This window comes from Aquicoccus sp., from assembly GCF_041686535.1.
In the GTDB taxonomy this organism is placed as follows: domain Bacteria; phylum Pseudomonadota; class Alphaproteobacteria; order Rhodobacterales; family Rhodobacteraceae; genus Aquicoccus.
Genome location: NZ_JAWLDS010000063.1, coordinates 5,920 through 18,677 on the forward strand (window position 1 = coordinate 5,920; position 12,758 = coordinate 18,677).

At 64.4% G+C, this 12,758-nt stretch carries 11 protein-coding genes and 1 pseudogene; 2 read left to right on the plus strand and 10 right to left on the minus strand.

Annotation, left to right across the window (positions count from 1 at the left end; translation table 11 throughout):
- Positions 1-360: 360 nt before the first annotated feature.
- The 3 genes from ACESL9_RS12550 to ACESL9_RS12560 form a co-directional block, all read right to left on the minus strand.
- On the minus strand, positions 361-1,266 hold the full coding sequence (locus tag ACESL9_RS12550; protein WP_372613478.1) for a LysR family transcriptional regulator: 906 nt from the start codon (positions 1,264-1,266) through the stop codon (positions 361-363).
- A gap of 152 nt (positions 1,267-1,418) precedes the next feature.
- On the minus strand, positions 1,419-1,706 hold the full coding sequence (locus ACESL9_RS12555; RefSeq protein ID WP_372613480.1) for an NfeD family protein: 288 nt from the start codon (positions 1,704-1,706) through the stop codon (positions 1,419-1,421).
- On the minus strand, positions 1,706-2,599 hold the full coding sequence (locus ACESL9_RS12560) for an SPFH domain-containing protein (protein WP_372613482.1): 894 nt from the start codon (positions 2,597-2,599) through the stop codon (positions 1,706-1,708). The genes ACESL9_RS12555 and ACESL9_RS12560 overlap by 1 nt, the downstream gene beginning before the upstream one ends.
- A gap of 145 nt (positions 2,600-2,744) precedes the next feature.
- On the opposite strand from ACESL9_RS12560, the gene ACESL9_RS12565 reads away from it, so the two are divergent.
- Positions 2,745-3,998: a DNA polymerase IV gene (locus ACESL9_RS12565; protein WP_372613484.1), complete on the plus strand. Its 1,254-nt coding sequence runs from the start codon at positions 2,745-2,747 to the stop codon at positions 3,996-3,998.
- A gap of 153 nt (positions 3,999-4,151) precedes the next feature.
- On the opposite strand, the gene ACESL9_RS12570 is transcribed toward ACESL9_RS12565, so the two are convergent.
- Positions 4,152-5,285: a citrate/2-methylcitrate synthase gene (locus ACESL9_RS12570; protein WP_372613486.1), complete on the minus strand. Its 1,134-nt coding sequence runs from the start codon at positions 5,283-5,285 to the stop codon at positions 4,152-4,154.
- Between the two features lie 33 nt (positions 5,286-5,318).
- Between ACESL9_RS12570 and ACESL9_RS12575 the strand changes: the two genes are divergently transcribed.
- Complete coding sequence (locus tag ACESL9_RS12575) at positions 5,319-6,170, plus strand: phosphate acyltransferase (RefSeq protein ID WP_372674917.1); 852 nt, start codon at positions 5,319-5,321, stop codon at positions 6,168-6,170.
- Between the two features lie 50 nt (positions 6,171-6,220).
- On the opposite strand, the gene xsc is transcribed toward ACESL9_RS12575, so the two are convergent.
- The 6 genes and pseudogenes from xsc to ACESL9_RS12605 form a co-directional block, all read right to left on the minus strand.
- On the minus strand, positions 6,221-7,993 hold the full coding sequence (gene xsc / locus ACESL9_RS12580) for a sulfoacetaldehyde acetyltransferase (protein ID WP_372613490.1): 1,773 nt from the start codon (positions 7,991-7,993) through the stop codon (positions 6,221-6,223).
- Between the two features lie 84 nt (positions 7,994-8,077).
- On the minus strand, positions 8,078-9,559 hold the full coding sequence (locus ACESL9_RS12585; protein WP_372613492.1) for a PLP-dependent aminotransferase family protein: 1,482 nt from the start codon (positions 9,557-9,559) through the stop codon (positions 8,078-8,080).
- Positions 9,560-9,631: 72 nt separating this feature from the next.
- Positions 9,632-10,312 (minus strand): DUF1523 family protein, encoded by a 681-nt coding sequence (locus ACESL9_RS12590; protein ID WP_372613494.1) that lies wholly within the window; start codon positions 10,310-10,312, stop codon positions 9,632-9,634.
- Between the two features lie 20 nt (positions 10,313-10,332).
- Complete coding sequence (locus tag ACESL9_RS12595; RefSeq protein WP_372613496.1) at positions 10,333-10,605, minus strand: hypothetical protein; 273 nt, start codon at positions 10,603-10,605, stop codon at positions 10,333-10,335.
- Positions 10,593-11,972 carry a DUF6638 family protein gene (locus tag ACESL9_RS12600; RefSeq protein ID WP_372613498.1) on the minus strand — a complete coding sequence of 460 codons (1,380 nt, stop codon included), beginning with the start codon at positions 11,970-11,972 and terminating at the stop codon, positions 10,593-10,595. Before ACESL9_RS12600 ends, ACESL9_RS12595 begins: the two co-directional genes overlap by 13 nt.
- Positions 11,973-12,083: 111 nt before the next feature.
- Positions 12,084-12,758: pseudogene (locus ACESL9_RS12605) on the minus strand (AAA family ATPase); the annotation flags it as partial.

Genomic DNA, 12,758 nt, shown 5'->3' on the forward strand with positions numbered 1-12,758 from the left:
GCGCCTCGCTTCGCTCGGCCCGTGCGAAACCGGGCGGTCGGGCCCGGATATCCATCGTTCGGCATGCATGAAGGACGGTGCGGATGAGTATTTTTGCCAAGAAAGAACCCATGCTGCCCTGTGCCAGCGCACGGTGCCTTTACCGCTTCGGGGCCAGCTCAGGCGGTAGCGTGGCGGTGCACGCCCGGCAGCCGGGCGGCAGCCGCAAGTCACCCCGTGGTTTCGTGACCATGTTGCGGTGTTAACCCCGCCGGGCGCCGGGCCAGGGGAATCGCAATGAAAAATTGGCTCCGAACGGGTCCGGAGCCAATCGAGGTGGGGGCCGGCACAGGGATGCGGCCCCTTGGGGAAAGGCGGGGTCTACCAGTCGCTCGGGCCCTTTTCGGCGAAGGCATGGACCAGAAAGTCGATGAAGGCACGGACCTTGGGCTGGGTGAAACGGCCCGGCGGATAGACCGCGTAGATGCCCTGGGTCTCGATCGGCAGATCGGGAATCACGTCCTCGACCAGCCCCTGTTTCATCGCACCGGCATAGAGAAAGCTGGGAAGATAGGCGATCCCGAGGCCGGAAATCGCCGCGTTCAGAAGGCTTTGCCCGTCATTCACGCTCAGCCAGCCGGCGGTGCGGATCTGGCGCTTTTCGCCCGATGGTGCGGTGATCTTCCACACGTTTCCCGCCGATTGGTTCGAGTAGTGCAGCAGCTTGTGTTCGTTCAGATCGTCGATCCGTTCGGGGCGGCCATAGCGCTTGAAATACTCGGGGCTGGCGATCATCCGCCGGGTGGTTTCGGTCAGCTTGCGGGCGCGCAGGGTCGAATCCTCGAGCTCGCCGATGCGAATCGCCATGTCGAACCCTTCCGAGATCAGTTCGACGTAACGGTTGTTCAACACCATATTAACCGTGATGTCGGGAAAATCGGCCAGGAATTCACCCAGGATCGGGCTCAGATGATTCACCCCGAAATCGGTCGCGACGGAAATCCGCAACAGGCCCGAAGGGTCCGACTGCATCGAGGAGACCAGCGCATCCGCCTCGCCCGCGTCGTTCAGCACGCGCCGCGCGCGATCGTAATAGGCCAGCCCGATTTCCGTCGGGCTCACACGGCGCGTGGTCCGGTTCAGGAGCCGCGCACCCAACCGCGCTTCGAGCGAGGAGACATGTTTCGAGACGGCGGATTTCGAGATTCCCATCTTCTTGGCGGCATCGGTGAACCCCCCCTGGTCCACGACTGTCGCAAAGGCTTCCATTTCAGTCAGACGGTCCATGCTCGATCCCTCGGTGTATTCTTGGTCATTCCCCGGTATGGCCGTGGAATGGGGCAGAATACGGGCGCGGATGCGATAATATCGGGGATTTCCGGCGGATCGTTGAGGAGGCGGAAACAGGGAAACAGAGGTTTCGTAAGCTCTCGCCCCGACTAGTCCTCGTTGATGTCGCGGTCCCAGATTCGGGTCTGACCCTTGCGTACGCCCACGACCTTGCGCATCACCAGCCAGGCCAAGAGCGAGAATATCGCGAACATCAGGACCATCATGGAAAGCGAGCCGCCGAGCCATGCGGCCACCCCGCCGCCCCAGAGCAGCAGCACCCCTATCACCGCTGCACCAACGGCAAAGCCGAGGAACACGTAACCCGGCGCCAGAACCTCGAGAATGGCCAGGACGATCGCCCCGGCCATCCATGCCCACCAGACCTCCCAGCCCATCACTTGCCCCCTTTGAGCATCCGGAAGGCATCGGTGAAGGCATCGACCGCGTTCGCAGGCAGGATGACGGTCTGCTGGCCTTCGCCGGCCGCCACACTGGCCAGCGCCTCGACCTGCTTGAGAGCCACGTTGTATTGCGCCGCCTCCATGCCGTTATCCTGGATCGCCGCGGCCACCGCGCTAGTGGCATAGGCTTCGGCATCGGCGGTGATGCGCCGCGCTTTGGCGGCCTGTTCGGCTGCGTAAAGCTCGGCATCGGCCTGAAGCTCGACCGCGCGGCGCTTGCCCTCGGCCTCCATCACCACCGCGCGCCGGGCGCGTTCGGCGTTGAGCTGCTGCAGCATGGCCTGTCGCGTCGCCTCGTCGAGATTGACATCGAGGATCTCGGCCCGCGTCACCTCGATCCCCCAGTTCTCGACCGCGTCCTCGACATTCTCCTTGATCTCGGCGATGAGTTCCGAACGGTTCGACTGCACCTCGTCGAGCTCCATCCGCCCGATCGCGGCCCGCACGATCCCCGCCACGGTGGTCGCGATCGCGCCATCGACATCGCGGATGCGGTACACCGTCTTTTCCGGCTCGATGATGCGATAGAACACGCTGGTTTCCACCTGCACCAGCACGTTGTCCGAGGTGATCGCATCCTGCATGGCATCCGGCAATTGCCGCTCGAGGATCGAAATCTTGTGCCGCACCTGGTCAAGAAACGGCACGATGAAGTTGATCCCCGGCCCAAGCACCGCGCGCAGCCGCCCGAACCGTTCGACCACGTGCTTTTCCGATTGCGGCACGATCCGCACCCCCAGAAGGATGCACAGGATGATGAAACCGGCGAGCAGCAGCCAGACAAGGCCGCTGCCCTGGGATTCGGCCAGGATCTGATCGGGGTTCATGAGAAACATCCTTTTCCAACAACGAAAACCTGCCCTGATAATGCGGTTTTGGGACGGAAAGAAAAGCCCAAGCGCATCAGTGGAACAATTTTGCGGATGCGCTCGCCTCTGGCGCGGCGCGGCGAAGGGGCGTACTCTGCTTCCCATGCCCGCGCTTTGCCGTTCCTGCCTGCACAGTTTTGACCAAGGGCCGCGCTGCCCGGCCTGCCACAGCCCGCATGTGCGCGCCCATCCCGAGCTTTTCACGCTCTCGATCGCGCATATGGATTGCGATGCCTTCTATGCCTCGGTCGAGAAACGCGACAATCCCGACCTTGCCTCCAAACCCGTGATCATCGGCGGCGGGCGGCGCGGCGTGGTCTCGACCGCCTGTTACATCGCCCGCATCCGTGGTGTGAAATCGGCCATGCCCATGTTCCAGGCGCTGAAGCTCTGCCCCGATGCGGTGGTGCTCCCGCCCCGGATGAAGCTTTATGCCCAAGTTTCGCGCGAGATCCGCAAGATGATGGAGGACTTGACCCCCGCGATCGAGCCGCTCTCGCTCGACGAGGCGTTTCTCGATCTGACGGGCACCGCGCGGCTGCACGGGCATCCCCCGGCGGTGATGCTGGCGCGGCTGGTCCGGCGGATGAAGGACGAACTGGGCGTGACCGGCTCGATCGGGCTCTCGCATAACAAGTTCCTGGCCAAGATTGCCTCGGACCTCGACAAGCCGAGCGGGTTCTCGGTGATCGGCAAGGCGGAAACCGCTGCCTTTCTGCATGACAAGCCGGTGCGGATGATCTGGGGCGTGGGGCAGGCGATGCAGGCGCAACTGGACAAGGCGGGGATTCACCGCTTTTCCGACCTGCTCAGATGGGACAAGCGTGACCTGCATGCACGGTTCGGCGCGATCGGCGACCGGCTCTATCATCTTGCGCGCGGCGAGGACCGGCGCCGCGTCTCGGCCAATGCGCCGGTCAAGTCGATCTCGAACGAGACCACGTTCTTCGAGGATACTTCGGACCCCGACCTGCTCGACGGACATATCTGGCGGCTGGCCGAGAATGTCTCGGATCGGGCGAAGGCGCGGGCGCTTGCGGGGCGGGTGGTGACACTCAAGCTCAAGCGCGCCAACCACACGTCCCTCACCCGCCGGGTGAGCCTGCGCGACGGCACGCAGATGGCCGACAGGATCTATCGCACCGCAAGGGCACTGTTCGAGGCGGTGGGGGACCAGGGGCCGTACCGGCTGATCGGGGTGGGAATTTCCGATCTTGTCGCGGAGGCCGAGGCCGACCGGACGCCCGACCTGCTCGATCCCGGCGCGGTCCGGCGCAGCGGGGCGGAACGGGCCAGCGATGCCATTCGTGCGCGCTTTGGCCCGGGTGCGATCCGCAAGGGGCGGTCGCTGCGCTGAGCGAGGGTTTGCGCCGTGGCTGCGCCACGTCGCGGCGGCGGGGCCTCGCTGCGATCGGCCCGGGCAGCGTGACTCCGGTAGGCGCCCCCGGTGATATCTGAAGAATGAGTATTTTCCCAAGAAAGAGAGAGGGGTGCTTTTGCAGGGGAGCCGCTATCTTTGCTCTATCGGCACATAGGCACGGGTGTCCGGGCCGTTGTAAAGCGTGAGCGGGCGGATCAGGATGTTCTGGCGCTGCTGTTCGATGCACTGGATGACCCAGCCGGGCATGCGCCCGATGGCAAAGATCGGCACGTAGAGGTCCATGGGGATGCCGTGCAACTGGTAGATCACGCCGGAATAGAAATCGACATTCACGTTGAGTCCGTGGCGGGCATAGGGCTTCATCGCCTCGACCACGGCTTGCAGGATTTCATACCATTCCGGCGCGCCCATTTCCTCGCCCAGCTTGCGCACACCGTCGCGCATGTGCCGCGCGCGGGGGTCTTCGGCGCGATAGACCCGGTGGCCGAAGCCTGTCACCGCTTCGCGATTGGCGCGCTTCTGCTTGACATAGGCGGCGGCGTTCTCGGGTTTGCCGATCTCATGAACCATCTTCATCACGTCCTCGGCTGCACCGCCATGGGCCGGGCCGGCGAGGGTGGAAAGTGCGGTGACGATGGCGCCATGCAGGTTGGCCTCGGTCCCCACGGTGACGCGGGCGGCAAAGCTTGACGCGTTGGAGCCGTGCTCTGCGTGCAGGATGAAATCGACATCGGCGAGGCGGGCGGCGTCGGCGCTGGGCTTCTCGCCCTTGAGCATCCAGAGCCAGTTGGCGGCATGGCCAAGGTCGGCATCGGGCGGCGTGGGGGCGCGGCCATTGCGGATCGCTTCGTGTGCGGCGATGATAATCGGCACCTGTGACGTCAGGCGGATGCCGTTTTCGACAAAGGCATCCTCGCCGGTTTCGCGGCTGGCCGGTTCAAGCGCGGCCAGGGCCGACACAGCAGTGCGCAGCACGTCCATCGGGTGGCCATCCTTGCAGGCGGTGATGATCTCGAGGATTTCGGGAGGGAGGGTGCGGGCGGTCTTGAGCCGGGCGTCGAAATCGGCCAGTTCCTGTGCGTTGGGCAATTCGCCATGGATCAGCAGATAAGCGACCTCTTCGAACGTCGAATGCGTGGCCAGATCGTGGATCGAATAGCCGCGATAGGTCAACTCACCCTTGGCCCCGTCGATATGACTCACCCCGGAGCGTTCGAAATAGACCCCCTTGAGGCCGCGATTGATCTTGACGGTGTCTGTCATTGTGGTCTCCTTTCGGGAAACAAGGGGGCAGTCATGGCATTCATGGATCGCATGTACGAGCGCGCACGCGGCAGCGGGGCAAAGCTGGTCTTTCCCGAGCTGGACGAGCCGCGCGTGGCCGAGGCCGCGGCGCGGCTCGGGGCCGAGGGGCTGTGCGAGCCGTTGGCGCTTTCGGATGTGTCCGAGGCGCAGGTGGCCGCCCTCGTCTCGGCGCGCGGCATGAAAGAGGCGATGGCAAGGCGGCTTCTGGCCAAGCCCCTGTATCGCGCGGCGGCGATGGTCGCGGCGGGCGAGGCCGATGGCATGATCGCGGGCGCCGATGCGCCGACGCGGCGCGTGATCGAGGCTGCAGCGATGGCGATCGGCCCGGCCGAGGGGATCGCGGTGCCGTCGTCGTTCTTCGTGATGCTGTTCCCCGACGGGCGCGAGATGGTGTTCGCCGATTGCGCGGTGAACGTGGCCCCCGATGCCGCGCAACTGGCGGATATCGCGCTTGCCTCGGCGCGGTCGGGCGAAGCCCTTCTCGGGGCTGCGCGGGTGGCGCTGCTGTCCTTTTCCACCGGCACGAGCGGGGCCGGGGACAGCGTGGAGATCGTGCGCGAGGCGGCGGAACGGGCCGGTTTCTCGGGGCCGGTGCAGGCTGATGCGGCGCTGAACCCGCAGATCGCGGCGAAAAAAGGCGCCGGGGCAGGGGATGCCAACGTGCTGATCTTTCCCGACCTCGACGCGGGCAACATCGCATACAAGCTGTGCCAGGAACTGGCGGGCGCACAGGCGCTGGGGCCGTTCCTGCAAGGCTTCCGGCGCCCGGTCTGCGACCTGAGCCGGGGCGCGCGGGTCGAGGATATCGTGGCCTCGGCGGTGGTCACGGCTGCGATGGGCTGACGCCCGCTCTCCGGGGCGGAAAACGGGCACGGTTCGCGCGAACGCATCGCTCAGACCTGTTGCGGGCGCATGTCCGCCGGGTCGATCCCGGCCACCACGTTGGGCTTGGTCATCGCGTCGCGGCGGAAGGGCTCGCCCAGCTCCTGGTTGAGCAGCACCTCGATCAGCGTGGTCTTGCCGGCCATCTGGTCCTTGATTGCCCGGTCAAGCGCATCGGTCAACTCGTCCATTGTACGTGCAACGACGCCTTGCAGGCCGCACGCCTTGGCGATGCCGGCATAGCTGACCTCTTCATCAAGCTCGGTGCCGACGAAATTGTCATCATACCAAAGGGTCGAGTTGCGCTTTTCCGCGCCCCACTGGTAATTGCGGAAGACGATCTGCGTGACAGCCGGCCATTCCTTGCGCCCGATCGCGGTCAGTTCCGTGACCGCGATGCCGAACGCCCCGTCACCGGCAAAGCCCACGACCGGCACATCCGGGCAGCCGATCTTGGCGCCGACGATGGCGGGCAAGCCGTAGCCACAGGGGCCGAACAACCCGGGGGCGAGGTATTTGCGCCCTTCCTCGAAGCTCGGATAGGCATTGCCGATCGCACAGTTGTTGCCGATATCGCTCGAGATGATCGCCTCGCGCGGCAGCGCCGCCTGGATCGCGCGCCAGGCCATGCGCGGGCTCATCCAGTCGGGTTTCGCGTCGCGGGCGCGTTCGTTCCAGCTGGTGCCGGGATCGTCCTCTTCGTGGTCCATGCCGGAAAGTTGCTGTGCCCAGGCCGATTTGCTCTGAGCGATCAGCGCCTTGCGCTCTTCGCGCCCGGAATCGCCTGCCCCCTCCGAAAGCCCGTCGAGGATCTGTTCGGCCACCTGTTTCGCATCGCCCACGATGCCCACGCTCACCTTCTTGGTCAGGCCGATCCGGTCGGGATTGATATCGACCTGGATGATCTTGGCGTCCTTGGGCCAATAGTCGATTCCATAGCCCGGCAGGGTCGAGAACGGGTTGAGCCGCGTGCCAAGCGCCAGCACCACGTCGGCCTTGGCAATGAGGTCCATCGCGGCCTTGGAACCATTGTAACCCAGCGGACCTGCAAAGAGCGGGTGCGAGCCGGGGAAGGCGTCGTTGTGTTGATAGCCCACACAGACCGGCGCATCGAGCCGCTCGGCCAGTTTCATCGACGCCGGGATCGCCTCGGCCAGCACCACGCCCGCACCGTTCAGGATGACGGGAAACCTTGCCTCGGAGAGAAGTTTCGCCGCCTCCGAAAGCGCCTCGACCCCGCCCCGTGGGCGTTCGAACTCGACGATCTCGGGCAATTCGATGTCAATCACCTTGGTCCAGAAATCGCGCGGCAGGTTGATCTGCGCGGGGGCCGAGGCACGGCGCGCGTTCACGATCACGCGGTTGAGGACTTCGGCCACGCGGCTGGGGTCGCGGACCTCTTCCTGGTAGGCGACCATGTCCTCGAAGAGTTTCATCTGTTCGACTTCCTGGAACCCGCCCTGGCCGATGGTCTTGTTGGCGGCTTGCGGCGTCACCAGCAAAAGCGGCGTGTGGTTCCAGTAGGCGGTTTTCACGGCGGTGACGAAATTGGTGATGCCGGGGCCGTTCTGGGCGATCATCATCGACATCTTGCCCGAGGCGCGGGTATAGCCATCGGCCATCATCCCGCCCGAGCCTTCATGCGCGCAATCCCAGAAGGTAATGCCCGCGCGGGGGAAGAGATCGGAGATCGGCATGAAGGCCGAGCCGATGATGCCAAAGGCGTGTTGGATCCCATGGCGCTGGAGCACTTTGACAAAGGCTTCCTCGGTGGTCATTTTCATCTGTTTTCGTCCTTTGATCGGAAATTCGATTCGGTCGGGATTACAGTGAAAATACGGGGCGATGCGATTCCGTGTTAGGGCCAGTTAGAGGGCCGCTCCAGGTCCAGACTGGGGCGCGATCGCGGCGGCGATCAGCGCCAGCCCGGTATCGATCCGGTCTTCGGGAATCGAGGAATATGCCAGCCGGTAATGGCTCTGCCCGTCTGCGAATTCGGCAAAGAACGGCTGGCCGGGCTCGATCAGCACGCCCTCGGGCTTGAGGCGCTCCGCCAGCGCCGCGCTGTCGATCCCGTCGGGCGCGCGCATCCAGAAGGACGAGCCGCCAAAGACGCCGCGCCCCGATACCTGCAACCCGTGGCGTGCGATGGCGGCGCTCATCACTTCGTGACGGCGTCTGAGCGTGTCACCCATGCGCCGGATCAGGCTGTCGTAATGGCCAAGGCTGAGGAAATAGGCCGCCGTGCGCTGGATATGTCCGGGCACATGACGGATGACACTGGCGCGCAGCGCGCGGGCTTCGCGGATGAACGGCGCGGCGCCCACGAGATAGCCAAGACGCAGGCCCGGGAACAGCGATTTCGAGAACGAGCCGACATAGATCACGCGCCCGTCCCGGTCGAGCGACTTGAGCGCAGGCGAAGGCCGCGCCAAAAACGACATCTCGAATTCGTAATCATCCTCGACGATGAGCGCGTCCATCTCGCGGGCCCGTTCCAGCAGGGCCTGCCGCCGGTCCAGCGGCATGGTCGCATTGGTCGGGCACTGGTGGCTGGGCGTGGTAAAGATCACGTCGGTGCGCGCGGGGATTGCCTCGGGTGGCAGCCCGCCCGCATCTACGGGAACAGGTGTCACCCGGCACCGCGACTGGGTCAGGATATCGCGCAGCGCCGGATAGCATGGATCCTCGATCGCTGCCCGCCTGCGCTGTGTCAGGAGCACCTGCGCAGCGAGCCACAGCGCGTTCTGCGCTCCCATGGTGACAAGGATCTCGTCCGGCCCGGCCATGATCCCCCGGCGCGGCAGGGTATGGCGCGCGATGAAATCGACGAGCTGCGGATCGTCCTGATCGTAATAATCCGAAGTGAGCGCCGCGAAATCCTTTTGGCCCAGCGCCTGTAACGCGCATTGCCGCCAGCTTGCGTGGTCAAACAGCGTCGGATCGGTCTGGCCATAGACAAAGGGATAGCGATAGGACGACCAATCTTGCGGCTTGACCGGCGTGACCCCGCCCGAGAACCGCTGGCCCAGCGCGCGCGACCAGTCGATACTGTCCTGTCGCGGCGGTGGGGGCGGGAAATCGGGTGGCTCGGGCGCGGTATCCGAGACGAAATAGCCCGACCGCCCACGCGCGGCGAGGTAATCGCTCGCCACGAGCTCGGTATAGGCGGCGGTGACGGTGATGCGCGCCACGCCCAGATGCGCGGCCAACCGGCGCGACGAGGGCAGCTTTTCACCCCGCCGGAACCGCCCCGACAGGATGCCCTCGGCCACGATCCGCTGAATCTGGGATTGCAACGTGCCCTGTGCCGTCGGGTCGAGAAAGAAGGTGTCCACTGAAATCGTCATGGGCACACAGGCTAGACTGGACCGGGGCGCATGGCAATCTGGACTTATGGGCCGCCCGGCGGAAAACCGGTGTCACCGGCCCGATCGCCAGGACCGGAACCAGCGCCGCAACCGTCCGCGCTTCTCGTCGATGCGATCACTCACCTCATCCCAGCCTTGCTCTGCATCCTCAACCGCCGGATCGATCATCCGTTCGCGGAATTGGCGCCACGCCGCGCGGATGAAGGCGAAGCCGATGATCACGAAGATCAGGAAGAAGATGTTGAACCACGGGATCACGGTCACATTGGGCGAGTCCACCGGCCGGATCGCCACCGCGTTGGGAAAGGTGGACAGCAATTCGTTGCGCCAGCCGTAATGCGTCATCACCGCCCATTCGGGGTCTTCCTTCCTGGATTTCAGATCATCCGCCTCGGTCTGCAGGTTCGCGGTGTCGAATTTGAAATAGAAGGGCCAGGACCAGCCTGTGTCCTCGTTGCGATAGACCATCGTTTCTTCGCCGCCGGTCCGGTAGAAGCCGAGCAACCATGTCTTTTTCCGGATCGTCTGGATGAATTGCACATCCCGGTTGGCGAGGCTTGCCGACTGGTCGTCGGGCTGCGCCCAGAAGATCCGCGTCCAGTCGCCCAGGTCCTGCCGTTCCTGGTAGGTGTTCACCACGCGCACCATGTCATGCTGGGGCAACGAGTAATGGGCCACGGCGAAAAGGGCCGACCAAAGCACGATGCGGAACGTCCATTTCACATAGGTCATCATGGGCGGTGCCCCCTTTCTCAATTCACCATGTAGATCGTCACGGCGGCCGCGACCGCCGGCACGATATAAACCAGCACGATAAGCTTGCGCCTGAGCCCGGTCTCATAGGCGCGCATTCCGTCCTCGATATAGGCCCTGCGTGCCTCTTCGTCACCGCCATCTGGATGGTCCGCATCCCAGCTCTCTTCAAGCTTCTCGCGCCGGACCGAGCGTGAATAGATCGACACCACGACATATACCACGCTGAGCGCGAGAAACCCGAAGATCACCAACCGGATCAACCCCCCCATGGTCCGCTCCTTTTTCCGGCGGTTGCCCCGCGCACCGCGCCCCACGGTCCGACCCGTGCGATCATGCCCTCCTGCGGCACCGCGCCGTCATCGTCAAGCGGCGCGTCATGCCCGAAAAGCGCCTCGCGCGCCCCGGCCTTGTCAACGAGGTATTCCCGTTCGAGGAAATCGGCGACATAGCTCTTCTTGGTCTCGCTCCAACCTGCATAGAGGCGATAGAACAGCTCCTTGTGACAGATGAAAAGCTGGCGCACATCCTTTGGGGCCAACTCGGCCAGCAACTGGTTCACGAGGTCACGGTCGGGATGGTCGCTCGCCCGCAACGTATAGAAATAGGCCGGGTCGTCGCTGTCGATCACCGGCCATTTGCCCCGGTTCTCGGCCCAGTTCACCAAGGCGTTCAGCGTGTGGTATTCCCGCGGCAACCGCTCGGCATTCCGGCGTGCCAGCGCCCTGATGTCGGCCCGCGTCGCCCCGCTCAGGTCAACCCCCGCCGCCTGCGCCGCATCGACGACGATGAAATCCATCTTCTGGCGCAGGATCGCCGCCGCATCTACGCCGCGTGCCTTCACGATCGGCTCGACCAGGTCGTTGGCTTGCAGGAACCGCGCGATCTGCGACCGGTCCCGCGCGACAAGGGACACCTTGATCGGGATCGTCTCCGGGTCGATCCGCTCACCCATCGAGATCAGCGCCGGATGCGTTACCCCGCGAAACAGGTAGAGCCCGCCGAAATGCGCGGTCCAGAAATTCTCCTGCTGAAATTCCATCCGCTCAAGCTGCACGGGGTTTCGCGTCACGTCGCCCGTTTCCTGCGCCAGCCCGATCATCTCGGCGATCAGCACATCGTCGAACCAGGCGTCTTTCTCGGTCTTGAACCGGTCGATCAGGTCGGCCAGCTTTCCGGCCTGCCGCACCGTGCCACGGGTCGTGTCGGCCTCGACCATCACCCGGTGAATATCGAAAAGCTGTGCCGGGCGCTCCATCGTGTAGACCGAATTGACCAGCTCCCCCGCCACCGCGTCGCGCGCCGTCAGCGCGAAAAGCTGCGCCTCGTTGGCGTCGATGAACTGTCGCAGGATGCCGCGCGAGGTCGAGAATTTCGCGTTGAGCAAGGGCGCGCGCTTCTGCTCGGTGGTCAGCAGGATGAACTGCCGGTTCACCCCCGCATGGTTGAGGTAGAGATGATCACCCAATTCGTCACCCACCTCGGGGCTGTAGCCCGAAATGTCGATATGGAAATCGTCAAGCGCCGTGCGCTTGCCGGTCAGATGCTCCAGCGCCCGGTTATACCGCTCGATCAGCGCCGGGCTGGAGACCTCGATCAGCCCGCCGAACATGAGACCCTTTTCGATCAGGCGTTTCATCCGTGCAACCTCCGCCCGGCGGCACCGCCGGGCAGGGCCGGCCCGCGGGGCGGCGCTTCACGCCCCCCCGCGGGCCGGCGCTGCCCTATGTGCGATCGGGTCAACAGGGGCTTACCCATCCTTCCCCTCCAGATACCGTCTCTTCGCCGCCTCGGTCCGTTCCATGTCGCGCACCATGCCCTCGATCGCCACCTCGTCGGACTTGTCGGCATAGCGAAACTCCGAATCCGCGTAGCGGTTGATCTCCTGCATCACCATCTCGGCCGTGATCGGCTGGCGCAACTCCTCGATCATGCCCGCCTTGGTCTCGTAATCCTTGAACAGGAACAGCTCCGGCTCCTCCATCCATTCGTCGGGCAATTCGAAATCCATCGCCCGCACCTTCACCGCGTCGGTGATGTTCTTGATCGCGCGGCCGGTGAACCGCGGGTCGGCCTCCTGGATGGCCTTGAGATAGGTGCCGAGCTTGGCAATCGTGTCCAGCCGCCCGATCTCGGCCTCGAGCCGCTCGTAAACCTTGATCAGCCCCTCTTCATGCGGCCGCTCATGCGATTCAAATGACCGCGCCACCGCGCGCTTGATCTCCTGCGCGGCATAAAGCGCGTGATCGCCCAGCGGGATGTCATGCTTGCGCCCCATCAGGAGGTGCAGGATGTCGATGTAATCCTCGCGCGTCTGCGGTCCGTCCACCAGGAACCGCGCTCCCGCCCGCTGACGCAGCGCATCATCCACGTTCTCGGGAAAGTTCGAGAACATCCCGAAACTGCAATTGCCCCGCACCACCGT

Excerpts from the sequence above, each read along its gene's own strand:
- ACESL9_RS12550 (WP_372613478.1), bottom strand. The coding sequence starts at position 1,266 with ATGGACCGTCTGACTGAAATGGAAGCCTTTGCGACAGTCGTGGACCAG.
- ACESL9_RS12565 (WP_372613484.1), top strand. The coding sequence starts at position 2,745 with ATGCCCGCGCTTTGCCGTTCCTGCCTGCACAGTTTTGACCAAGGGCCG.
- ACESL9_RS12600 (WP_372613498.1), bottom strand. The coding sequence starts at position 11,972 with ATGAAACGCCTGATCGAAAAGGGTCTCATGTTCGGCGGGCTGATCGAG.
- ACESL9_RS12590 (WP_372613494.1), bottom strand. The coding sequence starts at position 10,312 with ATGACCTATGTGAAATGGACGTTCCGCATCGTGCTTTGGTCGGCCCTT.
- ACESL9_RS12555 (WP_372613480.1), bottom strand. The coding sequence starts at position 1,706 with ATGGGCTGGGAGGTCTGGTGGGCATGGATGGCCGGGGCGATCGTCCTG.
- ACESL9_RS12575 (WP_372674917.1), top strand. The coding sequence starts at position 5,319 with ATGGCATTCATGGATCGCATGTACGAGCGCGCACGCGGCAGCGGGGCA.
- ACESL9_RS12570 (WP_372613486.1), bottom strand. The coding sequence starts at position 5,285 with ATGACAGACACCGTCAAGATCAATCGCGGCCTCAAGGGGGTCTATTTC.
- ACESL9_RS12560 (WP_372613482.1), bottom strand. The coding sequence starts at position 2,599 with ATGAACCCCGATCAGATCCTGGCCGAATCCCAGGGCAGCGGCCTTGTC.
- ACESL9_RS12585 (WP_372613492.1), bottom strand. The coding sequence starts at position 9,559 with ATGACGATTTCAGTGGACACCTTCTTTCTCGACCCGACGGCACAGGGC.
- xsc (WP_372613490.1), bottom strand. The coding sequence starts at position 7,993 with ATGAAAATGACCACCGAGGAAGCCTTTGTCAAAGTGCTCCAGCGCCAT.
- ACESL9_RS12595 (WP_372613496.1), bottom strand. The coding sequence starts at position 10,605 with ATGGGGGGGTTGATCCGGTTGGTGATCTTCGGGTTTCTCGCGCTCAGC.